Source organism: Trebonia sp. (assembly GCF_030042015.1).
Taxonomy (GTDB): domain Bacteria; phylum Actinomycetota; class Actinomycetes; order Streptosporangiales; family Streptosporangiaceae; genus Trebonia.
This window is the reverse complement of sequence record NZ_JASIAL010000304.1, coordinates 1-22,196: the sequence shown is the minus strand read 5'-3', so window position 1 is coordinate 22,196 and position 22,196 is coordinate 1. Positions and strand designations below refer to the sequence as shown.

30 protein-coding genes are annotated in these 22,196 nt (G+C 70.9%); 14 read left to right on the top strand and 16 right to left on the bottom strand.

Annotated elements, in window-relative coordinates; genetic code table 11:
• The first annotated feature begins 23 nt into the window (after positions 1–23).
• Positions 24–242 (top strand): type II toxin-antitoxin system VapB family antitoxin, encoded by a 219-nt coding sequence (locus tag Q1N79_RS16285; protein ID WP_300609920.1) that lies wholly within the window; start codon positions 24–26, stop codon positions 240–242.
• Positions 243–244: 2 nt separating this feature from the next.
• Complete coding sequence (locus Q1N79_RS16280; RefSeq protein ID WP_300609919.1) at positions 245–649, top strand: PIN domain nuclease; 405 nt, start codon at positions 245–247, stop codon at positions 647–649.
• An 8-nt stretch (positions 650–657) separates the two neighbouring features.
• Here Q1N79_RS16280 and Q1N79_RS16275 read toward each other — a convergent pair whose 3' ends face one another.
• From Q1N79_RS16275 to Q1N79_RS16260, 4 genes are all read right to left on the bottom strand, one after another.
• Positions 658–1,431, bottom strand: a complete 774-nt coding sequence (locus Q1N79_RS16275) for an SDR family oxidoreductase (RefSeq protein ID WP_300609918.1) — start codon at positions 1,429–1,431, stop codon at positions 658–660.
• Between the two features lie 52 nt (positions 1,432–1,483).
• Positions 1,484–2,374 (bottom strand): carbohydrate kinase family protein, encoded by an 891-nt coding sequence (locus Q1N79_RS16270; RefSeq protein WP_300609925.1) that lies wholly within the window; start codon positions 2,372–2,374, stop codon positions 1,484–1,486.
• Positions 2,375–2,603: 229 nt separating this feature from the next.
• Positions 2,604–3,014 (bottom strand): YjbQ family protein, encoded by a 411-nt coding sequence (locus tag Q1N79_RS16265; protein ID WP_300609917.1) that lies wholly within the window; start codon positions 3,012–3,014, stop codon positions 2,604–2,606.
• A 223-nt stretch (positions 3,015–3,237) separates the two neighbouring features.
• Positions 3,238–3,621: a hypothetical protein gene (locus Q1N79_RS16260; protein WP_300609916.1), complete on the bottom strand. Its 384-nt coding sequence runs from the start codon at positions 3,619–3,621 to the stop codon at positions 3,238–3,240.
• Here Q1N79_RS16260 and Q1N79_RS16255 point away from each other — a divergent pair.
• Positions 3,611–4,084, top strand: a complete 474-nt coding sequence (locus tag Q1N79_RS16255) for a hypothetical protein (RefSeq protein WP_300609915.1) — start codon at positions 3,611–3,613, stop codon at positions 4,082–4,084. The genes Q1N79_RS16260 and Q1N79_RS16255 overlap by 11 nt on opposite strands.
• Here Q1N79_RS16255 and Q1N79_RS16250 read toward each other — a convergent pair.
• From Q1N79_RS16250 to Q1N79_RS16240, 3 genes are all read right to left on the bottom strand, one after another.
• Positions 4,071–4,199, bottom strand: coding sequence for a hypothetical protein (locus Q1N79_RS16250; RefSeq protein ID WP_300609914.1), 129 nt, complete (start codon positions 4,197–4,199; stop codon positions 4,071–4,073). The genes Q1N79_RS16255 and Q1N79_RS16250 overlap by 14 nt on opposite strands.
• Before the next feature lie 211 nt (positions 4,200–4,410).
• Positions 4,411–4,770 (bottom strand): TraR/DksA C4-type zinc finger protein, encoded by a 360-nt coding sequence (locus Q1N79_RS16245; protein WP_300609913.1) that lies wholly within the window; start codon positions 4,768–4,770, stop codon positions 4,411–4,413.
• Positions 4,771–5,114: 344 nt separating this feature from the next.
• Entirely contained in the window at positions 5,115–5,648 is a 534-nt protein-coding gene (locus Q1N79_RS16240; RefSeq protein ID WP_300609912.1) for a YbhB/YbcL family Raf kinase inhibitor-like protein, read from the bottom strand.
• A gap of 186 nt (positions 5,649–5,834) precedes the next feature.
• Here Q1N79_RS16240 and Q1N79_RS16235 point away from each other — a divergent pair, with 186 nt between their 5' ends.
• The 5 genes from Q1N79_RS16235 (at position 5,835) to Q1N79_RS16215 (ending at position 10,817) form a co-directional block, all read left to right on the top strand.
• Positions 5,835–7,232 (top strand): PQQ-binding-like beta-propeller repeat protein, encoded by a 1,398-nt coding sequence (locus Q1N79_RS16235; RefSeq protein ID WP_300609924.1) that lies wholly within the window; start codon positions 5,835–5,837, stop codon positions 7,230–7,232.
• 61 nt (positions 7,233–7,293) lie between these two features.
• Complete coding sequence (locus tag Q1N79_RS16230) at positions 7,294–8,214, top strand: YihY/virulence factor BrkB family protein (protein ID WP_300609911.1); 921 nt, start codon at positions 7,294–7,296, stop codon at positions 8,212–8,214.
• Entirely contained in the window at positions 8,195–9,523 is a 1,329-nt protein-coding gene (locus Q1N79_RS16225) for an NAD(P)/FAD-dependent oxidoreductase (RefSeq protein ID WP_300609910.1), read from the top strand. Before Q1N79_RS16230 ends, Q1N79_RS16225 begins: the two co-directional genes overlap by 20 nt.
• A gap of 115 nt (positions 9,524–9,638) precedes the next feature.
• The gene (locus tag Q1N79_RS16220) at positions 9,639–10,160 is read left to right on the top strand and encodes a hypothetical protein (RefSeq protein ID WP_300609909.1); all 522 of its coding nucleotides are present in this window, start codon (positions 9,639–9,641) and stop codon (positions 10,158–10,160) included.
• Between the two features lie 15 nt (positions 10,161–10,175).
• The gene (locus tag Q1N79_RS16215) at positions 10,176–10,817 is read left to right on the top strand and encodes a class I SAM-dependent methyltransferase (RefSeq protein WP_300609908.1); all 642 of its coding nucleotides are present in this window, start codon (positions 10,176–10,178) and stop codon (positions 10,815–10,817) included.
• Positions 10,818–10,840: 23 nt separating this feature from the next.
• On the opposite strand, the gene Q1N79_RS16210 is transcribed toward Q1N79_RS16215, so the two are convergent.
• The gene (locus Q1N79_RS16210; protein WP_300609907.1) at positions 10,841–11,815 is read right to left on the bottom strand and encodes a hypothetical protein; all 975 of its coding nucleotides are present in this window, start codon (positions 11,813–11,815) and stop codon (positions 10,841–10,843) included.
• Between the two features lie 148 nt (positions 11,816–11,963).
• Between Q1N79_RS16210 and Q1N79_RS16205 the strand changes: the two genes are divergently transcribed.
• Together Q1N79_RS16205 and Q1N79_RS16200 are read left to right on the top strand one after the other, a co-directional pair.
• Positions 11,964–12,371 carry a DUF202 domain-containing protein gene (locus Q1N79_RS16205; protein ID WP_300609906.1) on the top strand — a complete coding sequence of 136 codons (408 nt, stop codon included), beginning with the start codon at positions 11,964–11,966 and terminating at the stop codon, positions 12,369–12,371.
• On the top strand, positions 12,368–12,748 hold the full coding sequence (locus Q1N79_RS16200) for a DUF202 domain-containing protein (RefSeq protein ID WP_300609905.1): 381 nt from the start codon (positions 12,368–12,370) through the stop codon (positions 12,746–12,748). Before Q1N79_RS16205 ends, Q1N79_RS16200 begins: the two co-directional genes overlap by 4 nt.
• Before the next feature lie 65 nt (positions 12,749–12,813).
• Here Q1N79_RS16200 and Q1N79_RS16195 read toward each other — a convergent pair whose 3' ends face one another.
• Both Q1N79_RS16195 and Q1N79_RS16190 read right to left on the bottom strand, forming a co-directional pair.
• The gene (locus Q1N79_RS16195; protein ID WP_300609904.1) at positions 12,814–14,352 is read right to left on the bottom strand and encodes an FAD-dependent oxidoreductase; all 1,539 of its coding nucleotides are present in this window, start codon (positions 14,350–14,352) and stop codon (positions 12,814–12,816) included.
• A gap of 95 nt (positions 14,353–14,447) precedes the next feature.
• Complete coding sequence (locus Q1N79_RS16190; RefSeq protein WP_300609903.1) at positions 14,448–15,146, bottom strand: hypothetical protein; 699 nt, start codon at positions 15,144–15,146, stop codon at positions 14,448–14,450.
• A 134-nt stretch (positions 15,147–15,280) separates the two neighbouring features.
• Between Q1N79_RS16190 and Q1N79_RS16185 the strand changes: the two genes are divergently transcribed.
• A complete protein-coding gene (locus Q1N79_RS16185) occupies positions 15,281–15,916 on the top strand; it encodes a PRC-barrel domain-containing protein (protein ID WP_300609902.1) in 636 nt (211 codons plus the stop codon).
• A gap of 22 nt (positions 15,917–15,938) precedes the next feature.
• Here Q1N79_RS16185 and Q1N79_RS16180 read toward each other — a convergent pair whose 3' ends face one another.
• The 4 genes from Q1N79_RS16180 to Q1N79_RS16165 form a co-directional block, all read right to left on the bottom strand.
• Positions 15,939–16,211, bottom strand: coding sequence for a hypothetical protein (locus tag Q1N79_RS16180; protein ID WP_300609901.1), 273 nt, complete (start codon positions 16,209–16,211; stop codon positions 15,939–15,941).
• Between the two features lie 110 nt (positions 16,212–16,321).
• Positions 16,322–16,732 carry a CBS domain-containing protein gene (locus Q1N79_RS16175; RefSeq protein WP_300609900.1) on the bottom strand — a complete coding sequence of 137 codons (411 nt, stop codon included), beginning with the start codon at positions 16,730–16,732 and terminating at the stop codon, positions 16,322–16,324.
• Complete coding sequence (locus tag Q1N79_RS16170; protein ID WP_300609899.1) at positions 16,725–16,967, bottom strand: hypothetical protein; 243 nt, start codon at positions 16,965–16,967, stop codon at positions 16,725–16,727. The genes Q1N79_RS16175 and Q1N79_RS16170 overlap by 8 nt, the downstream gene beginning before the upstream one ends.
• Before the next feature lie 192 nt (positions 16,968–17,159).
• On the bottom strand, positions 17,160–17,636 hold the full coding sequence (locus tag Q1N79_RS16165; RefSeq protein ID WP_300609898.1) for a polyketide cyclase: 477 nt from the start codon (positions 17,634–17,636) through the stop codon (positions 17,160–17,162).
• A 154-nt stretch (positions 17,637–17,790) separates the two neighbouring features.
• On the opposite strand from Q1N79_RS16165, the gene Q1N79_RS16160 reads away from it, so the two are divergent.
• Entirely contained in the window at positions 17,791–18,201 is a 411-nt protein-coding gene (locus tag Q1N79_RS16160) for a hotdog domain-containing protein (protein WP_300609897.1), read from the top strand.
• Positions 18,202–18,226: 25 nt separating this feature from the next.
• On the opposite strand, the gene Q1N79_RS16155 is transcribed toward Q1N79_RS16160, so the two are convergent.
• Entirely contained in the window at positions 18,227–18,550 is a 324-nt protein-coding gene (locus Q1N79_RS16155; protein ID WP_300609896.1) for a GYD domain-containing protein, read from the bottom strand.
• A gap of 271 nt (positions 18,551–18,821) precedes the next feature.
• Here Q1N79_RS16155 and Q1N79_RS16150 point away from each other — a divergent pair, with 271 nt between their 5' ends.
• Positions 18,822–20,054, top strand: coding sequence for a dodecin family protein (locus Q1N79_RS16150; RefSeq protein ID WP_300609895.1), 1,233 nt, complete (start codon positions 18,822–18,824; stop codon positions 20,052–20,054).
• Between the two features lie 89 nt (positions 20,055–20,143).
• Positions 20,144–21,502, top strand: coding sequence for a class II 3-deoxy-7-phosphoheptulonate synthase (locus Q1N79_RS16145; protein WP_300609894.1), 1,359 nt, complete (start codon positions 20,144–20,146; stop codon positions 21,500–21,502).
• Here the strand turns inward: Q1N79_RS16145 and Q1N79_RS16140 are convergent.
• Positions 21,493–21,798, bottom strand: coding sequence for a hypothetical protein (locus Q1N79_RS16140; protein ID WP_300609893.1), 306 nt, complete (start codon positions 21,796–21,798; stop codon positions 21,493–21,495). The genes Q1N79_RS16145 and Q1N79_RS16140 overlap by 10 nt on opposite strands.
• Positions 21,799–22,196: the final 398 nt, after the last annotated feature.

Genomic DNA, 22,196 nt, shown 5'->3' with positions numbered 1-22,196 from the left:
CAGTCACTGTGTATGCTTGGTGTATGACCATGCTCCGCACGAACATCGAGATCGACGAGGAACTCGTCACCGCGGTCATGCGGCGGTATGACCTCAAGACCAAGAAGGACGCCGTGGACCTGGCACTGCGCCGAACCGCGGGCACTCCGCTCACCCAGGAGTTCCTGGACGAGGTGGAAGGCATGGGCTGGGGCGGGGACCTGGCCGAGATCCGCAACGAACCCCCGATCGCGCAGATTTGACCGTGTACATCGTTGATTCTTCCGCCTGGATCGAATACCTCCGCAAGACCGGAAGCCGGGCCCACCTCGAGGTAAGGGCTATGGTCCGCCGTGAGCCGCCGACCGCCGGCGTCACCGAGCCGGTGATCATGGAACTGCTGGCAGGCGCCCGTGATGCCGGGAATTTCCGGCGGATCGAGCGGCTCACCGATGCGATGCCGCTCTGCCAGGTGGACCCGGTCTGCGACTTCGCCGAGGCAGGCGCGCTGTACAAGGTGCTGCGCGATGCCGGCATCACGATCCGGTCGAGTGTCGACTGCCTCATCGCGGCCATCGCATGGCGGCGCAACGCCACGATCGTGCACGCCGACCGCGATTTCGACGCGATCGCCGCGCGCTACCCCGTCCAGGTGATGTCGCTGGTGTAGCGCGCCGCCTACGTCACCGAGAAGCCGCCGTCCACGTAGATCGTCTGGCCGGTCACGTAGTCGCTGGCGGTGGAGGCGAGGAACACCGCCACGCCGGCGAAATCCGAGGGCTCCCCGTTCCGCCCGGCCATCGTCCGCGCCGCCAGGGCGGCCGACCGCGCCGGGTCGGACGACACCTCCACGGTGAGCGGGGTCGAGACGAACCCTGGGCAGACCGAGTTCACGCACACCCCCGAGGGCGCCCATGCCTCGGACTGGGACCGCGTCAGCGCGGCCAGGCCGCCCTTCGAGGCGCCGTACCCGCCGCTGTTGCCGAACGCGCGCTGTGCCTGCTGCGAGGTCACGTTGATGATCCGGCCCCAGCCGCGCGCGGCCATCGCCGGGCCGAACCGCTGCCCGAGCAGGAACGGCGCGGTCAGGTTGACGGCGAGCATCAGGTCCCAGTGCTCCTCGGACAGCGACGGCAGCGGCGGCCGCAGGTTGACGCCCGCGCAGTTGACCAGGATGTCCGGCTCGCCGAACGCGGCGGTCGCCGCCGACGCGGCCCGGCGCACCTCGGCCCGGTCGGCCAGGTCGGCGCTGACCCACGCCGCTGAACAGCCGGCCGCGCACAGCGACGTCGCGGTGGCGGACAGGCGGGTCGGGTCCCGCGCGATCAGCACGACTCGCGCTCCCGCCAGTGCCAGGGCGGACGCCATCGCCTCGCCGATCCCCGAGCTGCCACCCGTCACGACGGCTACCCGCTCATCGAGTGAGAACAACTCCGCCAGGAAGCCTGTCACAGTCGATTGCTTACCATACGCGCGGGTTTGCGCGAAGGGATTCGGCCCGCCCCTACAGGACGGGCCGCGCGCCGATCAGGTTGAGCGCGTGCGCGGCCAGGCGGCAGCCGCTGCCGAGTGCCTCGGCCGGCGGCTTCTTGTCCAGCCACGCGGGCAGGAACCCGGCGACGAACGCGTCGCCGGCGCCGGTCCCGTCAATGACCCGCTCGACCGGGGGCGCCGGCACCCGCACCGGGGGACGGCCGTTGGCATAGAAGAGCGCACCGTCCCCGCCGAGCTTGATGACGACCTGGGGATACCAGGCGGTGAGCACGCGGGCGGCCTGCTCAGGGTCGTCCCGCCCGGTCAGCACCTTGGCCTGCGCGACGTTCACGAACAGCAGCACCGCGTTGCTCGACAGCTCGAGGAACGGCTCGGCGCCCGCCCGCTCGAGCGGCGCCGCCGACGCGCCGTCCACCGACGCCGACATCCCGGCACGCCGGGAGAAGTCCAGGGCGGCGAGCGCCGCCGCCCGCGACCCCTCCGCGAGCAGCGTGTACCCGGAAACATGCAGGTGCGCGCCCGGCACGAACAGGTCATGCGGCAGGTCGTCTGGCGACAGTGCGGCGTTCGCGCCGGGGTCGGAGAGCATCGTCCGCTCGCCCTTGTGCGTCACCATCACGACGCACGTCCCGGTGGGCCGCTCCGGGTCCATCACGAGCCGCGCGTCAACCCCGTAGCCCATCAGCTCCATGTCACGGTTCCGGCCGGCGATATCCGCACCGCGCCGTCCGACAAATGCCACGTCAGCGCCATCCGCCGCCAGCCACGCCGCGATATTGGCGCCCGAGCCGCCGCCGTGCATGGTCACGGTCGCCGGAGTGTCGCTGCCCCGCGCGAGCGGCAGCGTGGCGTGGGCGACCGTATCCGTCATCAAGTCGCCAATGACAACGATGCGGGCCATGATGGTCATCACCTCATCATCTGGATCATCAGGAGGTGAGCCGCCGGTACCAGGCAGCGATGCCAGGGCGACGGACAAAACCCTTATCAGGGACTCCTACGGTATCTGTATCCGCCCGGTGATGGCCACCGCGTTGGCCTGCACGGTTATCAAAGTGGTAAGGTACGCGCCCAATTCGCGGCCCGCCGTGCTCGCGCGGTCGCGCGCCGGGCGCCCAGCGGCGGGCGGGTCAGCCGAGAAACGACAGCCGCACCTGCCTGTCCGGGTTGTCCACGTTCAGGTCGATCAGCGCGACGGACTGCCACGTGCCGAGCGCAAGCCGCCCGCCGAGCACGGGGATCGTCGCGTACGGTGCCACGAAGGCCGGCAGCACGTGCGTCCGGCCGTGGCCGCGCGACCCGTGCGCGTGCTGCCACCGGTCATCGGCGGGCAGCAGGTCCGCGAGCGCCGCGAGCAGGTCGCTGTCGCTGCCCGCGCCGAGCTCGATCAGCGCCACGCCCGCCGTGGCGTGCGGCACGAACACGTGCAGCAGCCCGTCCCCGCCGCCCGAGGCCGACCTGGCGAACTGCGCGCACTCGCCGGTGATGTCCGCCACGGACTCCCGCCCGCCGGTGCGTACCCGGATGATCTGGCTCTCCATGATTCCGCGATGATAAGCCCCGGCCCCGGCGGCCCCGCTCGTGGCCTGCCATCCGCACAGTGCCGCAAGCCCGGAACCGCCCTGGCCCCTTGAACCGGGCCGAACGTACAGCACGTTAGATACATCGAACGCCATCGAAAAGGCCGCGTTCCTGGCCCACGCTGGTGTTGCATAGCCCAAACGGCGGAGCGACGCCGCAGGCGAGCCATCGGGAAGCGGGAATTCACATGATCAGCATTGACACCTTCCGGGCGCGCCGGACACCGGGCGCCCGCACGATAGCCATGGCCGCGGCCGCCGCGGTATGCGTGCTCGCGACCGGGCTGGCGCTGGCCGGCTGCGGCTCGGCGGCCAGTTCGGGAAGCAGTACCCCGGCCACGTCGGCGGCCAGCACGGCGACCTCGGCCTCGACCGCCTCGGCCACGACGCCGGCGGCTTCCAGCTCGTCGAGCGGCGTCGTCTCGCTGGCCTCGGTGCCGTTCCCTGTGGCCCAGGGCAACACCTGGAAGTTCAAGGTCACGACCGCGGCCGGGGACGGGACGACGGTGAGCACGATGAGTTCCGTTGTCCCGGTCGCCGCCGGCCAGCAGGTCACGATGACCAGCACGAACGACATCCTCGGGACGACCACTACGAACTCCTCGACCTACGTGTTCGAATCGGACGGCTCGATCGTCTACCCGCTGTCCGAGAACGAGGTGAGCAGCGGTGTGTCGGTGAGCGGCAGCGGCGTCGTCTGGCCCAGCGCGGCAGTGATCGACTCAGGCAAGCCGTCGACGTCCGACCTGAAGCTGACGATCAAGGCCGACGGCGAGACGATCGACACCACCGCGCACATCACCGTGCAGGGTGCGGGCACGCAGACGGTCACCGTTCCTGCGGGCACGTACACGGCGACGGTGGTGGACATGACGGAGGCGTTCTCGATCGAGGGCATCACGGCGTCGATCGAGATCAAGACCTGGCTCGCACCGGGCGTCGGCCCGGTCAAGGACGAGGTGCTCACCGACGACGCGGGTGCCAGTGCCGTTTCGGCGAGTGAGGAACTGGAGTCGTTCACCAAGGGCTGACGCCAGCCTCGCCCTCAGGCCCCGGTCGCGCCGCGGTGCCCTCGATGAGCTCGCGCAGTTCGCGGTCGAACTCGTCCGCCGGGGCAGGCTCCTGTCCGCTCGTGGCATCGGGCATGGCCAGAACGAAACAAGCGAGCCAGCTCAGCGCGAGCCTCATGAGGCAGCGATTCGGCCGCATGCGCTCACGAACACTCGCGGACGCCGGCCGGACGCGACACCATTGCCCACAATATTCACTTCCGCCCACTTCGCACACTCCCTGCATGGACAAATCGCCCATAATGGACCGCAAAATGGTCACAGAGTGTGCAAAGTGGCATTCGCAATTACAAACCGCGGGCGGCGCACCGGACGCACGTCAGGGCCGCCGGGCGGGCGGCCAGTCGCGCGGCGCCGATCGGCTCGCCGCACGCGTCGCACTGGCCGTATCGCCCGGCGTCGAGCTTTCGTGACGCGGCCTCGATCGCCGCGAGGCGCGAACGCGCCTGCGCAAGCAGCGCGGCGATGTGCTGGCGCTCGAAGGCGACCGTGGCGCCCTCTGGGTCGTGCTCGTCGTCGCCGCCCGACGACCCGTCCGCGGCGCTCGCGGCAATGCCGTTGAACTCCCGCTCGAGTTCGGCGGCCCGGCGCAGCGTCTCGTGACGTTCGGCCTCGAGCCGGGCTCTGGCCGCTTCGCATTCAGTCACCTGGGCCGCCTATCATTTAAGGCGACGATACCCCGTGGCCGGGGACGGAATTTCCCCGGCCGTTCTGGCATTATGAAAGCAAATGACCAGCTCAACCACGAGGCGCTTTCCGGTGACGGTCACGCGCCTGCCTGTTACCCGCTGCGAGGTCTGTCAGCGCACACTCGCTTACCGGCCCGGCGAGGCGAGTGCCGTCCTTACCGAGCACTATCGCCGGATGCACCCGGAGGCGCTCGGCGCCGTTTCGGAAGCCGAGGACTAGGCCGGGACTAGGCCGCCCCGGCACTTAGCCGCCCAGGCGGTGCCGGCGGGCCGCGAGTGCCCGCCGGCGTCAACCGTCCCGGTCAGTGCCCGTAAACCGGGACGAGCAGCCCGCGCGCGATCGTGTGGAACCGCAGGTTGAACCCGGCGACAGCGGGAGAAACGTCCGAGTCGATGCCCAGCGTCTCGACGTCAAGCGCGTGCACGGCGAACACGTACCGATGCGGCGGGTCGCCCGCGGGCGGTGCCGCGCCGCCGAAGTCCTTGGTGCCGTAGTCGTTGCGCACGTGGAAGGCGCCCGCCGGCAGCCCGTTGGCCGCGACGCCGGCCCCGGATTCCAGCGACGTCACCGAAGCCGGGATGTCGATAACCAGCCAGTGCCAGAACCCGGACCCGGTTGGCGCGTCGGGGTCGAAGCAGGTCACCGCGAAGCTCTTGGTCCCCGCCGGGAACCCGGACCAGGACAGTTGCGGCGAGATGTTCTCCCCGGTCATGCCGAAGGCGTTGTACACCTGCTTGTTGCTCATATGCCCGCCGTGGGTGATGTCCTCGCTGGTCACCGTCAATGCCGGAACGGACGGCAGGAAATCGTACGGAAGCGGTGCGCGGTCTGCCATGAGTACCTCCTTGTATCGCGTCCAACGCTATCGGCGGGGACCGCGCCGCGCTCGTTTTCCGTGGCCTGGCGGGGCCTGCCGCGGCCGCTCCCGATCCGCAGCGACCGGTTAACGTCATCTCCGGCGTGTCAGTCACGTAAATCGCTCTACCCTTGTTGCCGGGTATCGCGAAGAGTTCGGCAGGTGATGAAGCGGAGGCGCAAGGCGGTGCGCGGATCCCCGGCCTGGGTGCGGCGCGGGGTGCTCGCCGCCGCCCTGCTCGCCGTCGTGTTCTTCCCGGTGAACGGGTCGGCGTCCGGGCAGCAGCCGCAGGCCTGCCGTGGCTGCCGGCCACAACCCGCGGACGCCGAGCGCTGGGTCACCCGGCTGCCCGGGCAGTGGGCGGTGGACGCGGGCGCGACCGGCACGGTGCCCGCCTCCGGGCAGGCCTACGTCGCGGTTGGCGGCGGTGTCGCCGCGGTCGGCGACGGGCTGACGGTCACTGGCTTCGGGCTGAGCCACGGCCAGCTGCTGTGGCAGGTCACGCTGCCCGGCCCGGCCCGCGCGACGATCATCTCGGTCCGCGCCTGGGACGGCGTCGTCACCGCGGGGGTCGCCGGGCCGTACGGCCACACCCGCACCGAGGTGGTGATCGACAGCGCGACCGGCGCGGTGCTCGGATCGTATCCGGCCGCGATTTTCGGCGGCGCGGTGCTGGCCTCCGTCGCGACCACGGTGGTCATCGGGCCCACGAGCGTGACCAGCTATGACAACACCGACGGAAAGGTGCGCTGGCGGCGCGAGGTGGGCGCCGGCCAGGCCTGGCGCGCGGACGGCGGCACTTTGTACGTCGCCGAGTCCGCGGGAGGCTATCTGGGGCCCGCGCCCGTAACAGAGCTGCGGGTGATCGACCTCAATTCAGGTACCGAACGGACCCTGCCTGCTCCTCCCGGGGAAGCTTTCTCCGGCACGATGTCGCTCGCGGCAGACGGTGTCGTGCTGTTCACGTCCGCGGCCGGGGTGACCGCCTACAGCGGCGAGACGGGCGGCATGCTCTGGTTCATCGCGGGCGCGGTGCCCGAGGGCGCCGACCCGTCGGCGCACCTGGTCTACCTCACGTCCGCGGCCGGTGCCCTGGTCGGCGTCGATCCGCTGACCGGTGCGGGGAAGACCTCGGTTTCCGGTTCCACCGCGGGCGGTTCGGCCGGCATGTACGTGGTGCGCGGGGGAGTGGCGCTCGGCCTCGACAGCGGGGCGGGCGGCGAGGCGTGGGGCTACGACCTGGCCGCCGGGCGCGTCGTCTGGACCGCTACCGGGCTGCCATGGCCGCACTACTTCTCGGACCTCAGCGGTCTGGGCGGCAGCGCCGCGCAGTCGGGGGACATCGCGGTCATCGCGGCGTGCGCGCGGCTGGCCCCGGCCGCCGCGCCAAGCGCATCGCCGTCCGGCGCTGTCTCGCCGGACGGCACCCCGGTCGCGACGTCACCTCAGGCCAGTCCCGGCCCGGCCGTCACACCGAGTCCGTCTCCGACCGCGAGTCCCGGCGCTGCGCCGGCGTCCCTGTGCGCGGTCCCGGAACTCGTCGCCCTGAACCTCGGCGCCTGACTGCGCCTTCCCGCGCGGGTGAACGGCCGGGCAGCGGGTAGTCACCGGGAAGATGAACGTGGTGAGCAGATCCATCGACGCGGCCGACCGCTTCCAGCAGCGGTGGCCGCCGTTGGCGTTTCCGGTCGGCGTGTACAGGAAATTCGCCGCCGACCGGGCCGGCAACCTCGCCGCGCTCATCGCCTACTACGCCTTCCTCGCCCTCTTCCCGCTGCTGCTGCTGTTCGTCACGGTGCTCGACATGACGCTGCGGGGCAACCCGGACCTGCGCCAGCGCCTGCTGAACTCGGCGCTCGCCCAGTATCCGGTGATCGGCGACCAGATCAAGAGCAACCTGGGCTCGCTGCCCGGCACCGGCCTCCCGCTTGTGGTCAGCATCGTGGTCCTGCTGCTCGGGGCGCGTGGCGTCGCGTCGGCGATGCGCAACGCGCTGTGCGAAGTCTGGGACATACCGCGGGACCGGCGGCCGGGGTTCCCGCTGTCCCTGCTGAACGAGATAGCGCTGGTCCTCGTCGTCGGCATCGGCCTGGTGGTGACCACGGCGCTGTCCGGCCTGGCCGGGGGCGCCGGGCACATCCTGACGGGCGCGGGCGCGTTGATCGGTGCGGTCGCGATCTCGCTTTGCCTTAACGTCGGGGTGTTCTGGCTCGCGTTCCGCATCGCCACCGTGCGCCAGGTCCGCTGGCGCGACCTGCCGGTCGGCGCGGCGATCGCGGCGGTCGTCTGGCAGGTCCTGCAGGTCTTCGGCGGGTACGTGGTCACCCACCAGCTGCACCGCGCCTCGTCGCTGTACGGCACGTTCGGTGTCGTGCTCGGCCTGCTTGCCTGGCTGTACCTGCAGGCCGAGGTGACGCTGTACGCGGCGGAGATCGACGTCGTCCTCGTCCGGCGGCTCTGGCCGCGGTCGCTGCGGGGCGAGGTGAAGCAGCAGGAAAGCCAGGACGAGAAGGAGGGACAACGGGATGACCAGCGAGCAGCCTGAACCCGACGGCCGAACAGGCGCGCCGCGCGTGGTCATCGTGGGTGCCGGCTTCGCCGGGCTGTCCGCGGTGGGCGCGCTGCGCAAGGCTCACGTCCACGTCACGATCATTGACCGGAACCTCTACAGCACGTTCCAGCCGCTGCTGTACCAGGTCGCGACCGGCGGGCTGAACCCTGGCGACGTCTCGTACGCCGTCGGGGGCTTCACCGCCAGGCGGCACACCCGCTACATCCGGGGCGACCTGGCGGCGATCGACCAGGCGGCGCAGCGGATCAGGCTGACAGACGGGCGCGACCTCGGCTACGACTACCTGATCCTGGCCAGCGGGGTGTCGGCGGCCTACTACGGCGTCAAGGGCGCGGCGGAGAACACGTTCGGCCTGTACACCCGCGTCGACGCGATCGTGCTGCGCGACCACATCATGAACGGCTACGAGCAGCTGAGCGCGGGCACCGACCCCGGGCGCGAGTTCGCCATCACGGTCGTCGGCGGTGGCGCCACCGGCGTCGAGCTCGCGGGCACGCTCGGCGAGCTGCGCAGCGACGTGCTGCGCGCCACGTTCTCCGACGTCGACCCGGCGCGGGTGCACGTCAGGCTCGTGGAGATGGCGCCGGAGCTGCTGATGCCGTTCAAGCCGAGGCTGCGCGAGTACGCCAGGAGGCAGCTGGCCGCGCGCGGCGTCGACATCCTCCTGAACACCAAGATCCTGCGGGTGCAGCCGGACAGCGTGGTGCTCGGGGACGGCAGCTCGCACCACAGCGACCTGACCGTCTGGGCGGCCGGCGTCGCCGGGCCGGAGGCGGTCGCCGGGTGGAACCTCCCGCAAGGGCCCGGCGGCCGGATCCTGGTAGGGCCGGACCTGCGCGTTCAGGGCAGCGACCGGATCTTCGCCGCGGGGGACATCGCGGTCAGCGCCGACGACCCGTCGCCGCAGCTCGCGCAGCCCGCGCTGCAGGAGGGCAGGCATGCGGCGCGGCAGGTCATCCGGCTGACGCAGGGCGGGCAGACCCAGCCGTTCCGCTACCACGACAAGGGGATGATGGCGACGATCGGCCGCCGCTCCGCCGTCGTGCAGCTGGCCAGGGGCGCCCGGTTCACCGGGACGCTGGCCTGGTTCGCCTGGCTCGGCCTGCACCTGGTGTACCTGCTCGGGTACCGGAACCGGATCTCGACGCTGATCAACCTGTCCTGGCGGTACCTGGCCTGGGGGCACGGCGGCGGCGTGATCGTCGGCGACGAGCCGCCAGAGCCGCTGCCTGGCCAAGCCGGACAGGGCGGCGCCCGGCAGGCACTCAGGTCGCTGGAGTAGCAGCCTGCCGGTGGCCGCCCTCGAGAAGGCAGCCGCGCGCGCCTGACGCGCGGCACGGCGAAGTGATGACTAAACTCACGTGACAGCGGCGCCGCCGCCGTAGCAGGCTGGAGCCATGTCTAGCGCGACCACCGCCAACCTCGTCATCGGCCTCGCCGTGCTCGTGCTGTTCGTCAGCCTGCAGCTGACGCCCCGGCGGCTGCGCGAGAACTACCGGCTCGTGATAATCCTCGCGATCATCGGCGTGGTCCAGTTCGTCACGTTCCTGGACGGCCACCCGCATCACGACGGCGCGATCATCGCCGCGGTCGCCGGCAGCCTGGTGCTCGCAGCGGTGCTCGGGGCGGTGCGGGCGCCGACCGTGAAGATCTGGCGCCAGGACGGCCAGCTGATGCGCAGGGGGACCTGGCTGACCGCCGTGCTGTGGGTGGTGGCGTTCGCCGCGCACCTTGGTTACGACTACCTCGTGGCAGGAGATGTCACCGGCAAGAACGGCACGAACGTAGGGGACGCCACCGTCGTGCTGTACCTGGTGGTCTCGCTCGCCGTGCAGCGCTTCATCATGCTGTCGCGCGCGGCGCGGCAGGAGGCCGCCGGCCAGCTGGCCGCGAACGACGCACAGGTGCCGCTGCGCTAGAAAGCGGACGCAATAGTGGACTGGTACGCGTGGCACGCCCGGTATGACGACCCCGGCAGCGACCTGGCCCGCCGGCTTGCCCTGGTGCAGGACCGGATCCGCATCGCGCTCGACGGCGCCCCGCCCGGCCCGCTGCGCGTGATAAGCCTGTGCGCAGGCCAGGGCCGCGACCTGATCGGCGTGCTCGCCGGCCACCCGCGCCGCGACGACGTGACCGCGCGCCTGGTGGAACTCGACCCGCGCAACACCGAGGTGGCCCGCCGGCTGGCCGCGGAAGCGGACCTCACTGGAGTCGAGATCGTCACCGGCGATGCCGCGCTGACCAGCGCGTACGCCGACATCGTCCCGGCCGGCCTTGTGCTGGCCTGCGGGCTGTTCGGCAACATGACGCATGACCACATCCGCGCGACGATCGGCTACTGCACCCAGCTGTGCGCCACCGGCGGCACGGTGGTGTGGACCCGGGGCCGCGCCGAGCCGGACCTGGTGCCGCAGGTCTGCGCGTGGTTCGAAGAACTCGGCTTCGAGCGGTTGTGGGTTTCCGACCCGAGTTACCGGTATGGCTGCGGCGCCCACCGCTTCGCCGCCACGCCCGCCCCGCTCGCCCGCGGCGCCACGATGTTCGCCTTCGGCCGCGGTCCCCGCGATACCACGTGAGCGTGCGCCCGGCGGCCGATCCGCTACGCGTACCCGCCGCGGCGTCCGTGTTCGGCGTGCCGCGCGTACCCGCCCGGCCGAAGGACGCGGCCGCCAGGAACGGCGCCGCCCTCGCGTCCGGCCATGGCCAGCAGGATGCCGGTCGCGTCCAGGTGCCGGGTGACCGGGCCGATGACACGGGCCGGCAGGAACTGCGGCCCGCCCGGCCAGCCGTGGCCCCCGCCGTCGATGCGGTACAGCGCCACGGGACGGCAGGCGGGCGCGGCCCAGGTCTTCCGCGTCACCGGCAGGTCGCCCGGCGGGGTGGGCAGTTCCTCGATCGCCGGGGCCGCCGTGATGCCGTTGCCCGCTGCCCAGTCGGTCGCGACTTGCTCCGCCCCCGCCACGACGTCCTCGCCGCGAAGTTCCCCGTGCCTGCCCGCCCGCCGCCGCAGCAGCATCCCGGACAGGCCCCGCCTGGCGAGCCGCCCGCCGGCATAGGGCACCGAGCGGTCGCCTGTGCCCATGATCAGGACCACGCCCGCGCGCAGCCGCGGCACCGGCGCGAGGCGCCTGCTGAGCGCCAGCGAGGTCCCGGCGACCAGGAACAGGCCGGTCACCGGCAGCAAGGCGTGCCGCGCGACGTGCTCGGCGAACCACGCGCCGTTCGACACCCCGGCCAGGAAGACCGGCCAGGACCGGGCCGCGCCCTGGGCGCCGAGATGGATGCTCAGCTCCTCGAGGAACAGCGCGTCGTCAAGGTCGGGCTCGCGGTCCGGCGGCCGGGCGGCGTGCCAGACCCCCTTCCACCCGTCGGGGAACACGGTGGTGATCCCGGCGGCAGGCCCGCGCCTGCCCAGACCGGTGAGCCAGGCCATGCTCCGCCCGTCCATGCCCGAGCCGTGCAGGACGATCAGCAGCGGAGCGTGGGTCGGCTGCCCGGTCCGTGGCGCCCGCGCCAGCCAGTAGCTGCGCGGTACCCCGGCGACATCGATCGAGCCCCGCTCGAGCGCTTCCATGAGGCAAGGGTAGAGTCACGCCTCGCTCCGTGAGGGGTTTGCACGTGCATGCACGCGACACAACCGGGGCGGCAACGTACGTTACAACGGTAACCGGCAGAATGGGGCAAGCGAGCCGACGGCACACGGACGAGGGGAGCCAGGTCGAATGTCACGGTCCGGGCGCTGGGCGGGGCTGCTGCCTGGGGCGGCGGGCACCGGGCATGACGGCGACGACGGCAGCGAGCCCGATCCGCGGTTTACGTTCGCTAACGAGCGCACGTTCCTGGCCTGGAGCCGGACCGCGCTCGCGCTGGTCGTGGCCGGGCTCGGCATCGTGCAGCTGCTGCCGCCGTTCCCCGGCGTACCGGTTGGCCGCCACCTGCTCGGCGTGCCGCTGATCGTGCTCGGCGCGGTGCTCGCGGTCGTCGCCTACAGCGAGTGGGCGCGCAACCAGCGGGCGCTGCGCCACGGCGACCCGCTGCCGAAGTCCGTGATGCCGTGGATCCTGGCCGCGACGATCGCGGGAATGGCGGTCATCTCCGCCGTCATCCTGCTCATCTCCGCCATCCGATGACCCCTGCCCCGCCGCCTCCTGCGGAGCCCGGGCGCCCGTCCGGCGGCTCCCAGCCGGGTCCCGACCCGGAAGAGCGCGACCCTGGCCTGGCGAGGGAGCGGACATCGCTGGCATGGACCAGGACCGCGATCGCGTTCGCCGCACTCGGCGGCGTGGTGCTGAAAGCGAACGTGGTCACCGGCCTGATCATCCTGGCGATCGCGCCGCTGGTCTGGCAACTCGGGCGGGTGCCGGCCCGCGGCGGCTCGCCAGGCGCAAGCCTGGGCGCTGTCAGCGCCGCCCGGCTCCGCTTGATCACCGTGTCGATCGTCGCGGTCTCGCTGCTGTCACTCCTGGTCGCCGTGCTCGGTCACTCCGTCCCTGGCGCCCTCCGCTAGCGCGCGCCGCTGAATGCGGGTCGTCGACGACGGCCCGCGCTCGTGCGGCGGCCGGGGGTAACGGCTCAGCCGATCGCGGCGAGATAGTCCGCTACCGCCGCGACGTCGCCGGCATCGGAGATCAGCGCGACATAGCCGTCGGGCCGGATCAGCACGAGCGTGCGGCCGGCCGGGCCGTAGGCGCTGGCAAGATGGCCTTCGGTGTCGGCGATGTCGTCGGGGCCGGCCGGTTGTCCGACGACATGGAGAGTCCTGAGGTCGGACGGACAGCCTTCGACCGCGGGCGCGGCCCCGAAGCTCAGCAGCGTGAAGCGCCCGCCGCGCGTCAGGTCGAACAGCCGGCGTTCGCCGTCCACCGTCGTCAGCTTGGTCGCGTCGGGGGCGCGGTCGCCGGCCCGGAGCAGGGCAGCCTCGTCGCGGTCGTCACGCGCCAGGGCAGAGCCGCGATAGCCCACGTCGAGCTCTATCGTGCTCGCATCGCGGCGGGTGGGGACTTCCTTCTGCTCGAGCGCCTGCCTGAGGCGCGCGTTCGAGAGCGCGAGCACGCCGACTGCGACCGGTCGCCGCTCGGCCTCGTAGCTGTCGAGCAGCGCCGGCGATGCGCCCTTCGCGACCGCCGCGAGCTTCCAGCCGAGGTTGTGCGCGTCCTGGATGCCGGTGTTCATCCCCTGGCCGCCGGCGGGCGAGTGGATGTGCGCCGCGTCGCCGGCGAGGAACACGTGACGCTCGCGGTAGCGATCGACGAGGCGGATGTTGGCGCGCCACAGCGACGACCACTCCGGCTCGTGGAGGCGGATGTCGGTGCGGCCGGTCCGCCGCTCGAGGATCGCCTGCATGTTCGCGAGGCTGAGCTCGGGGTCCTGTCCCGGCGCGATGACGGCCTGGTACTGGAAGACGCCGGTCGAGGGCAGCGGGCAGAGGCTGAAGAGGCCGTCCTCATGCTGCCACGCGTGCCAGACGTCGCGATCGAGGCCGTCGACCTCGACATCGGCGACGATCATCCGCACCTCCTCGCGGGTCTCGCCTTCGAAAGCGATGCCTGCCTGCGCACGGACGATGCTGTGGCCGCCATCGCAGCCAACCAGCCCGCGCGCGGTGACCGTCTCGGCCTCGCCGCCGTTGACGACGACCGCCGACACGCCCTCCTGCGACTGCTGGAAGCTGCCGAGCGCAGTGCCGAACTCAACCGCGCCGCCGAACTCCGCCAGCCGCAGTCTCAGCGCTTCCTCGACCCGCCATTCGGGCGTGATCAGGCTCGCCGGATAGGGGATGTCGGGGCGATCCCGCAACGTCTCGGGCACGGCGCCGCCCAGCGTCACCCGGCCATCGGGGGCGGTCGAACGGATCGGCATCGCGATCCGGCCGTTGGCGATCACCCGATCGACGATGCCGAGATCGTCGAACACCTCGAGGGTGCGCGGCTGGATGCCCTTGCCGCGCGAGCCGGGCTGCGGTCCCGGGGCGGCCTCGATCACGCGGCAGGAGACGCCGCGGCGGGCGAGCTCGCAGGCCAGCGTCAGCCCGGTCGGGCCGGCGCCGACGACAAGCACCGCCAGCACGTTCCGCACCTGCGGCGATAGCTTCGTTCCCCTCGTATCGGCCATCGCCTCATCCCCAGTCACGGAAAGGAGTCGCTTCTAATCAGAGTAGGAGCACGAGCCTATCCATCGCGGGGCGGCCCGCTGCCCAGCAGTGGTGATCACGCACGCGGACCCCGCTGCACCGCGTACGCGGCGATGACGTCGTCGATGGTGGGAAAAGACGGCAAGGTCTTGCCTGCCGCACCCGGCATGAGGGTTTTGAGCATCTGCCCGACCTCGCCGTAGGGATCTCGCACGTTCTGAAAGCTGCGCGAGATCACATGGGCCTGCCCGTCCGCCGACCGCAGCCGGTACGCCGTCACCGCCATCCTGGGATCCATCTCGTCCGCGCCGGCGTGGTACACCGGTGTCCAGACCGGGCCGACCTCAGTGACCTGGCTCCAGCGCACGGGGATCGCGTCGGTTCGCTGATCGTCCAGCAGCAGGAACCCCTCGGCGAAGGCGTAGCACCAGATGCTCCGCCTCGGCTCACGTCCCCACAGCATGCAAAGGCCGAACCAGGCGGCCCAGGCGAACGGAAAGGGCAGCAGCAGCACCCCCACACCCCGGACACCGACGGCGACAGCCGCGATCAAGACGGGGATCGCTGCCAGCGGGAGCAGGCCTGCGACCAAGGCCCCGCGCGTGGCCCCGCCGCCGGCCCGCGCGGTGAAGACCCCGATCACCGCACCGCACCCGAACCGGGCGGCCAGTTCCGCTGCGTGCGACAATTGCGCGGCGTACCGGCCGCGCCGCTCGTCGACGCGCCGCTGGACGCGTCCGCTCAGCTTCCGTTCCCCCTCGGGCCGGACCTGCACTGCTGCCCTCCCGGCGCTCTCCCCGCGCTTTGCGCGCCGGTCCGCCTGTGACAACGTGCCGGAAGGCAATCCGGTTCGGCATGACGAACTGAGAGCGCCAGCGCTAGGGTCCTTGGTACGGGAAGGGGACCTGCGTGGAGACAACACTCGTGCTCGGAAGTCAGGCCGCGTGCAGCGACGGATACCGTGGCGAGGTGGTCGCCGTGGTCGTCGACCCCGCCGCCCGTACGGTGACCGATGTCGTGGTCGAGCCGGACGGCCGGCGCGGGCTTGCCCGGCTGGTTCCTGTCGGGCTTGTCGACGCGGGGCAGGGCCAGGTCCGGCTCCGTTGCACCCAGGCGGAGTTCGAAGGCCTGGCGGCCGCGGAGGAGACTCTCGCGGAGTTCGCGCTCGGCTATCAGGTTCCGGTTCAGCTGCTTCCCCCGGGCTGGCGGGATGCGGGCGGGCCGACCGTCGCGGGCGGCACGATCCCCCGCATCCCCGAAGAGGAAACGATCGACATCGTTCCCCCCGGCGAGGTGGAGGAGCGCCGCGGCGACCATGTGCACGCCACCGACGGGGATATCGGCCAGGTCCGCGCTGTCCGGTTCGACGCGGGCAGCGGCCAGCTGACCCATGTGCTGGTCAGGGAGGGTCATGTGTGGGCGCACAGGGAGGTCGCGATCCCCTTCGACAACGTGGCCGGATTCGACGACGGCATCCGGCTCAGCATCACCAGGCAGCAGGTGCGTGACCTGCCGTCGGCAGACATCGATCCCTCCGCCGGGTAGGTTCCGCCCGCAGCATGCTGGCTTACCGTGGCGCGCCGCCACGGCGCAGCAGCCGCAGCAGCGACGAGACCACGGCCACCGTCAGCACCGGGGCCGCGACGACCGCGACAGGAACAGGCGACCCGGCAACCTCCGCCACCAGCTGCAGCAGCGCCGCGCCGGCCGCGCCGGCCATGACCGCCGCGGCCACGCCGGTCACCGCCCGGTCAGCCATCCCGCGCCCCGCCGCCCGCCGGCCGGCCAGCCCGCCGAACCTTGCCGACCTCGCGTTGTCCCCGTCAGCCACGCCAGCCATCGCGCCTCCCCGGCTACTGAACCACCAGCCGCGCCCAGCATGCCCGGCGGCGTGCCCGGCCGGCAGTCAGCTGGCCGACGCCATCGCTGTCGGCTTCCCGACAGGGCGGGTCAGTCCCGCTGGGCGGGCCGGCTGATCCGGGTGGCGGCCAGGTCACGCAGGCTGACGACGCCGCGCACTTCGCGGCCTTCGAGCACCGGGAGGTGCCGGAAGCCGTGCAGCAGCATGAGCTGAGCGGCTTCCTCGATCGTGGTCTCCGGGGACGCATGCTCCGGGTCCTTCGTCATCCACGCGGACACCGGGGAACTCGTCAGGTCGCTGCCTGATCCCGCGGCGCGCAGCACGTCCCGCTCGGTGAGAATGCCGGCCAGGAAACGGCCCTGCATGATCAGCGCCGATCCCACCTTCTGCCGGACCATGGCGGCGGCGGCGTCCGCGACGGTCTCGTCAGGGCTGGTCGTGACCACGCGGGTGGTCATCACGTCGCCGACGGTCTGCGCGCGGCGAGGACGGTCACCCACCTTCGCCCACCTCATCGAGCTCCGGGTCCGCGTGCGGCGCCGACGGGCCGGACAGTTCCTCGGACAGCATGCGCCACAGCGCCCCGGTCCATGAGGAAACCTGCGGCCACCGCATCCAGAACAGCTGCAGGGTTGTCTCATCGAACTCGTTGTGCGCTCGCTCGGGGGAGATGGCGTCGGTGAAGTCCTCGAACTGATGGATGAGTTCGAGGAAACGGTCTGCGTTAGCTTCCATATGAGTACCTTCGGGCAGGCGATGGACGGCAAGCTGGGAGGGGCCAAAAGCGGCTGATTGCGCCGAGTGCGGTGATCCATACCCCGACAGAGCACGGCCGAAAAGCAGCCAGGCCAAGCGATCCCGGCCATCCGGGCCCGGGGCCCGGCTATCAGCCCAGGCGCCCGTTGCCGCCCCGCGGCTGACCCGGTGTCAAAGCGCCGGGCGGGGCTTGCCCGGGGCGACGGTGCGGGCCAGGATCCCGAGCGTCGCCCGCAGCGTGCTCTCCGGGATCACCGGGAAGATCGCGGCGTCCTTCCAGCTCTGCTCGGCCGCCGACCAGTCGTAGTAGGACGTCACGAGCGTACCCGCCTCGATGGGCTCAAGCCGGTAGCCGTACACGTGGCCGAGGTTGAGCTGGCCGCGGACGGTCCAGGCGATCTCCTGGTCCGGTTCGAACCTGACGATCTCGACGGTGACGTCGTACAGGCCCAGGGGGTAGTCGTTGAGTGCTTCCCTGTCCATGTGGACAACGAACGTATCGCCCGCCTTTGTGACAATGTCCCCGCTGGCCTCCATCAGCATGCCGGAGCTGTCTATCGCCACGTGCCCCAGGGGATCGGTGAGCACGGCGAAGATCTCGCCCGGTGCCGCGGCCACAGCCCGCTGTACTTCGAGTCGCTCCGGCATGTGCCGATTGTCGCACTAGCGCCATGCACAGCGATGCAGAGGCTCAGCTGGACGGTTCGCTGACCGCGAACCGGCAGCGGGGACCCGGTGCCTTCGCGAGCCGGGCGGTCGAGCGGCAGCGGGACGAACAGCAGGCCCCCGTTAGGCTACGGGGGTGGCGCTGGCACCGGGATTGCGGTCATTCGTGCGGATTGTCGTCGCGGGCACCGATACGGCGGTCGCGATGGGCAGCGGTGACGTGCCCGTGCTCGGCACGCCGCGGCTGCTCGCGCTGGCCGAGGCGGCAGCGGCGGCGGCTGTCGGGCCCAGCCTGGAACCCGGCCAGACCTCGGTCGGCACGTCGGCTGTCATCGAGCACACGCGGCCCAGCCCGCTCGGGGCCGAGGTCGTGGTCGAGGCCGAACTCACCGAGGTGGACGGGCGGCGGCTTGTGTTCAGGTACGTGGCCAGGCACAAGCGGCATCCAGGATCGCCGGCTGAGCACGCCGTGGTCGTCGGCGCGGGCACGCTGGAGCGGGTGATCGTCGACAGGGACCGATTCGTCAGCCGGGCCCAGCAGGAGTAACCAGGGCGCGCCAGCGCCGGTGCGGCTAGCGCGCTTTCCGGATGTTGACAATCCTGCGTTTGCGCAACGACTCGAGCCATTCCTGCCCGCTGAGCACCCGCGTGGTCTTGGCCGACTTGACCTCCCCCGCGGCGGCAACCGCCATCGCGACGCTGGCAGCGGTCATATCATCGGGCGCCTCGTACACGATGAGCACGTCATACTCGCCGAACGGAAAGCCAGCCACCAAGATCTTGGCTCCCACGTCCTCGAGTGTCGGCCTGATCGCTTCCACGGGGTCTTTCGGCTCCTTGAGCTGAGCCGCCATCGACTTTGCGGTATAGGAGGCTTGGTACATGTAGAGCGCCATCGAGATTCCCCTCGGGTGGGAACAGGCGAAGGGATCACCTGCCAGTCCCTGTGACGCCCCGCGGCTTCTGCTGACGTGGGCGAGGCATGAGGCTGGAGACCACTGCGGTCTAAAGATCGTAGACCCGGCCAGGACGGGCGCACCAGCCTCCGCCGGTGTCGGGACGCCAGGTGAGCCGACGCAGCACTCGCCCTTCCCAGGCCGGCATGACATGCGAGTGCCGCAGGGGTGATGCGGGCACTACCTGAGGAAAATGAAAGGAAGCTGACTCATGCTGCCTCGATGGGAGAACAGCGAGCTGGTGCTGCACGCCGCGCACGGAACAGGCAACTGGATCGGCGCTGCCAGTGCTCTTGTTCATGGTGATTACATTTATCTTGCCTATCGCGACAGGCACCCGGTCGACAAGGGGCGCGGCAACCGGGTCTATGTAGCCCGCTCTCCGCTGGACAACGGCATTCGTTTTGACGTGCTGTGCACCATCGATAAGCAGGACATGGATGCCGAGTCACTGGAACGCCCGGCGCTGGACGTGACGCCGGATGGTGATTGGGATCTCTACCTCAGTTGCGCCACGTTCCACTCCAAGCACTGGCGGATCGAGCGGCTGCGGGCACGCGGTCCGCGGGAATTCAGCGCCAGGACCCGGGAGACGGTTTTCCCCGGCAGCAGGGCGTTCGGCATCAAGGACCCGGTGCTGCTTCGTCGCCAGGATCTGCGTATCTGGGCGACAGTGCATCCGCTGGCCGAGGGTGACGAGAACGCCGATAAGATGACGAGCGTCGATGCATGCAGCGGCGAGTCCGTCATGGTGCCAGAGCCGGGCACGTGGTATAGCCGCGGCACTCGCCTGACGGCCGTCGTCGGCGAGCACGCCTATTTCGACGGCCGGGCGTCGGCAGCGGGGAACTTCGAGGAGCGGACTGGAATAGCGCAGTGGAACGGGACACGGTATATTCCCGTGGCCGGCCCGGCGTCCAGTCCTCATGGCGGCGGCGCGTTGCGCTACGTCTCAGCGATTGCGCTGCCGGGCGGCGGACGGCGTCTCTACTACGAGAGCGCGACAAACTACGGCAGTCACGAATTGCGCACCGAGCTCCTTGAGCAGCCCCGGCAGCCAGGTTCATTACCTCGCGCCCGCGGGGCCCGCTGCCCATCGTGCCGCCCGGGCCGGCGGCCTGCCTGCCGCAGCCGAGGCCGGCCGGCGTGCATCATGGCCTGCCGGCGGGAAGAATCAATAGCGCCGGCGGACGCCATCGCAGCGCGGGAACCACCGTGGCCAGAGGAGGACGATATGAGCGTGTACAAGGTCATCGAGGTGATCGGGACGAGCGGCACATCATGGGAGGACGCGGCCTCCGCGGCGGTCAAGACCGCTGCAGAGACGATCCGTGACCTTCGGGTGGCCGAAGTCGTCAAGCAGGATATTCACCTGGACGAGGGCGGCACCATAACGTTCCGCACCAAGCTCCAGCTCTCGTTCAAGTACGAACACGAGGCCTGAACGGACAGCACGGACCAGCCGGCCGCGCCAGGCGAGGTAATGCCCGGCGGGTGGGAAAGAGCGCGGGCGCTCCGCGTAGCCTGAACTGCGTGAGTTCACCCGCGCTTCAGCAGCCGCAGTGGCCCGACCCTGATCGCCTGGAGGCGGTGGTGCGCGGCCTGGAGGGCCTGCCGCCGCTCGTGCTCGCCGCGGAGTGCGACCAGCTGAAGGCGCGGCTGGCCGCGGTGGCGCGCGGTGAGGCTTTCCTGCTGCAGGGCGGTGATTGCGCGGAGACGTTCGCCGGCACCACGGTCGACAGCATCCAGGGCAAGTTCCGGACGCTGCTGCAGATGGCCGTCGTTCTCACCTACGCGGCCAGCGTGCCGGTGGTGAAGGTCGGACGGATGGCAGGCCAGTTCGGCAAGCCGCGGTCGGCGGCCACTGAGGTCAGGGACGGCGCGGAACTTCCCGTCTACCGGGGCGACGCGGTCAACGGCATCGAGTTCACCGCCACTGAACGGACGCCTGACCCCGGCCGGCTGCTTGCCGCGTATCACTGCTCGTCGGCCACGCTGAACCTGTGCCGGTCCCTGGCCAGCGGCGGGTACGCCGACCTGCGCCAGGTGCACGCCTGGAACCAGGACTTCGTGACCGGCAGTCCGGCCGGGGAGCGCTACGAGCAGCTGGCGGACGAGATCGACCGGGCGATCGCGTTCATGCACGCGTGCGGGGCTGACCCGCGGGAGTTCCGCGCAGTGGAGTTCTATGCCAGCCACGAGGCCCTGCTGCTGGATTACGAGCGGGCCCTGACCAGGACCGACGAGCGGAACGGGCGGGCCTACGACCTGTCGGCTCACCTGCTGTGGATCGGGGAGCGCACCCGCGCCCCCGGTGGCGCGCACGTCGAGTTCGCGCGTCAGATCCGTAATCCCGTCGCCGTCAAGATCGGCCCGCAAGCCTCGGCGCAGGACGTGCTTGAGCTGATCGACGCCCTCGACCCGGACCAGGAGCCCGGCAGGCTCACGCTGATCACCCGGATGGGCGCGGCGCGGATCCGCCAGGCGCTCCCGCCGCTGGTCGCGAAGGTGGCCGCCAGCGGGGCCGCCGTCGTCTGGGTGTGCGACCCGATGCACGGCAATACGGTGGAGGCGGCCAGCGGCCAGAAGACCAGGTACTTCGACGACGTGCTGGACGAAGTCGCCGGCTTCTTCGAGGTGCACCGCGCGCTCGGTACACATCCAGGCGGCATCCACATCGAATTCACCGGTGACGACGTGACAGAGTGCGTCGGCGGCGGCCACCACATCACCGAGAGCGACCTGAGCCACCGCTACGAGACGGCGTGCGACCCGCGGCTCAACCGCAGCCAGTCACTGGACCTGGCCTTCCGCGTCGCCGGGCTATACCGCCACCACCTCGAGGGCGCTGGCCGGGAGCCCGGCACGGTGGGCAGCAGCCGTCAGTCGTAGTAGTACTCGCCCCGGTCCAGCCGAACGACCCGGTAGTCTCGCTGACCCACCAGCTTGCGCAGGTGCCGTACCCCGCTCAGGCTCGCGATCGCGACAGCCACGGCCGCCGCCAGGATCGAGGCGCCGAACAGCGCGAGCCCGCCGACGACGTGTCCGAGCAGCATCATGATCACGCCGACGAACAGCGCTACCGGCACGGCGGCCACGAGCAGCGCGGCGAGCACTCCGGCCGCGATCACCGCCCTGGTCGACCAGCGCATCGTCCGTGCCGCGGACCACGTGGACCAAACAGCCATCTCGCTCACCCTTCATCACGTCCGGCTACCACTCACGATATATCGCGTACAGGACCGGCGCAACACGGCATGGGCGTGGGCAGGCCAGCCGGTGTTTTGGCCGGCGGTCCCGGGCGTGGCAGGGATGGCGACAACGCAGGCAATTTACCCGGATTGTACCGGTTTGTTCCCGACGACGATCCTGGCGGCCAAATCCCCGGCTCTGGCGCGGATAGCGGGATCACGCCCGTACCGGATGCCCGGTCAGCACATGCTGTTCCCGGTCCGCGGTGATCCTCGCGGTATGTTCGGGGTTTGTGCTGGCATGACGACGCGAACCCGGAACGTATCGCGGCGGCGGCCGGCCGGGATCGCCGGCCCGGGTGCCGCCGGGCATGGCATGGCGCCGGGGCGTGGCG

Bases quoted from the DNA above. Each gene is read 5' to 3' on its own strand.
- Q1N79_RS16250 (WP_300609914.1), bottom strand. From the start codon at position 4,199: ATGCCCGATGCCACGAGCGGACAGGAGCCTGCCCCGGCGGACGAGTTC.
- Q1N79_RS16150 (WP_300609895.1), top strand. From the start codon at position 18,822: ATGCTGCCTCGATGGGAGAACAGCGAGCTGGTGCTGCACGCCGCGCAC.
- Q1N79_RS16240 (WP_300609912.1), bottom strand. From the start codon at position 5,648: ATGGCAGACCGCGCACCGCTTCCGTACGATTTCCTGCCGTCCGTTCCG.
- Q1N79_RS16205 (WP_300609906.1), top strand. From the start codon at position 11,964: ATGTCACGGTCCGGGCGCTGGGCGGGGCTGCTGCCTGGGGCGGCGGGC.
- Q1N79_RS16200 (WP_300609905.1), top strand. From the start codon at position 12,368: ATGACCCCTGCCCCGCCGCCTCCTGCGGAGCCCGGGCGCCCGTCCGGC.
- Q1N79_RS16225 (WP_300609910.1), top strand. From the start codon at position 8,195: ATGACCAGCGAGCAGCCTGAACCCGACGGCCGAACAGGCGCGCCGCGC.
- Q1N79_RS16195 (WP_300609904.1), bottom strand. From the start codon at position 14,352: ATGGCCGATACGAGGGGAACGAAGCTATCGCCGCAGGTGCGGAACGTG.
- Q1N79_RS16210 (WP_300609907.1), bottom strand. From the start codon at position 11,815: ATGGAAGCGCTCGAGCGGGGCTCGATCGATGTCGCCGGGGTACCGCGC.
- Q1N79_RS16265 (WP_300609917.1), bottom strand. From the start codon at position 3,014: ATGGAGAGCCAGATCATCCGGGTACGCACCGGCGGGCGGGAGTCCGTG.
- Q1N79_RS16255 (WP_300609915.1), top strand. From the start codon at position 3,611: ATGACCAGCACGAACGACATCCTCGGGACGACCACTACGAACTCCTCG.
- Q1N79_RS16235 (WP_300609924.1), top strand. From the start codon at position 5,835: ATGAAGCGGAGGCGCAAGGCGGTGCGCGGATCCCCGGCCTGGGTGCGG.
- Q1N79_RS16180 (WP_300609901.1), bottom strand. From the start codon at position 16,211: ATGGCTGGCGTGGCTGACGGGGACAACGCGAGGTCGGCAAGGTTCGGC.
- Q1N79_RS16285 (WP_300609920.1), top strand. From the start codon at position 24: ATGACCATGCTCCGCACGAACATCGAGATCGACGAGGAACTCGTCACC.
- Q1N79_RS16140 (WP_300609893.1), bottom strand. From the start codon at position 21,798: ATGGCTGTTTGGTCCACGTGGTCCGCGGCACGGACGATGCGCTGGTCG.
- Q1N79_RS16170 (WP_300609899.1), bottom strand. From the start codon at position 16,967: ATGGAAGCTAACGCAGACCGTTTCCTCGAACTCATCCATCAGTTCGAG.
- Q1N79_RS16270 (WP_300609925.1), bottom strand. From the start codon at position 2,374: ATGGCCCGCATCGTTGTCATTGGCGACTTGATGACGGATACGGTCGCC.
- Q1N79_RS16220 (WP_300609909.1), top strand. From the start codon at position 9,639: ATGTCTAGCGCGACCACCGCCAACCTCGTCATCGGCCTCGCCGTGCTC.
- Q1N79_RS16165 (WP_300609898.1), bottom strand. From the start codon at position 17,636: ATGCCGGAGCGACTCGAAGTACAGCGGGCTGTGGCCGCGGCACCGGGC.
- Q1N79_RS16155 (WP_300609896.1), bottom strand. From the start codon at position 18,550: ATGGCGCTCTACATGTACCAAGCCTCCTATACCGCAAAGTCGATGGCG.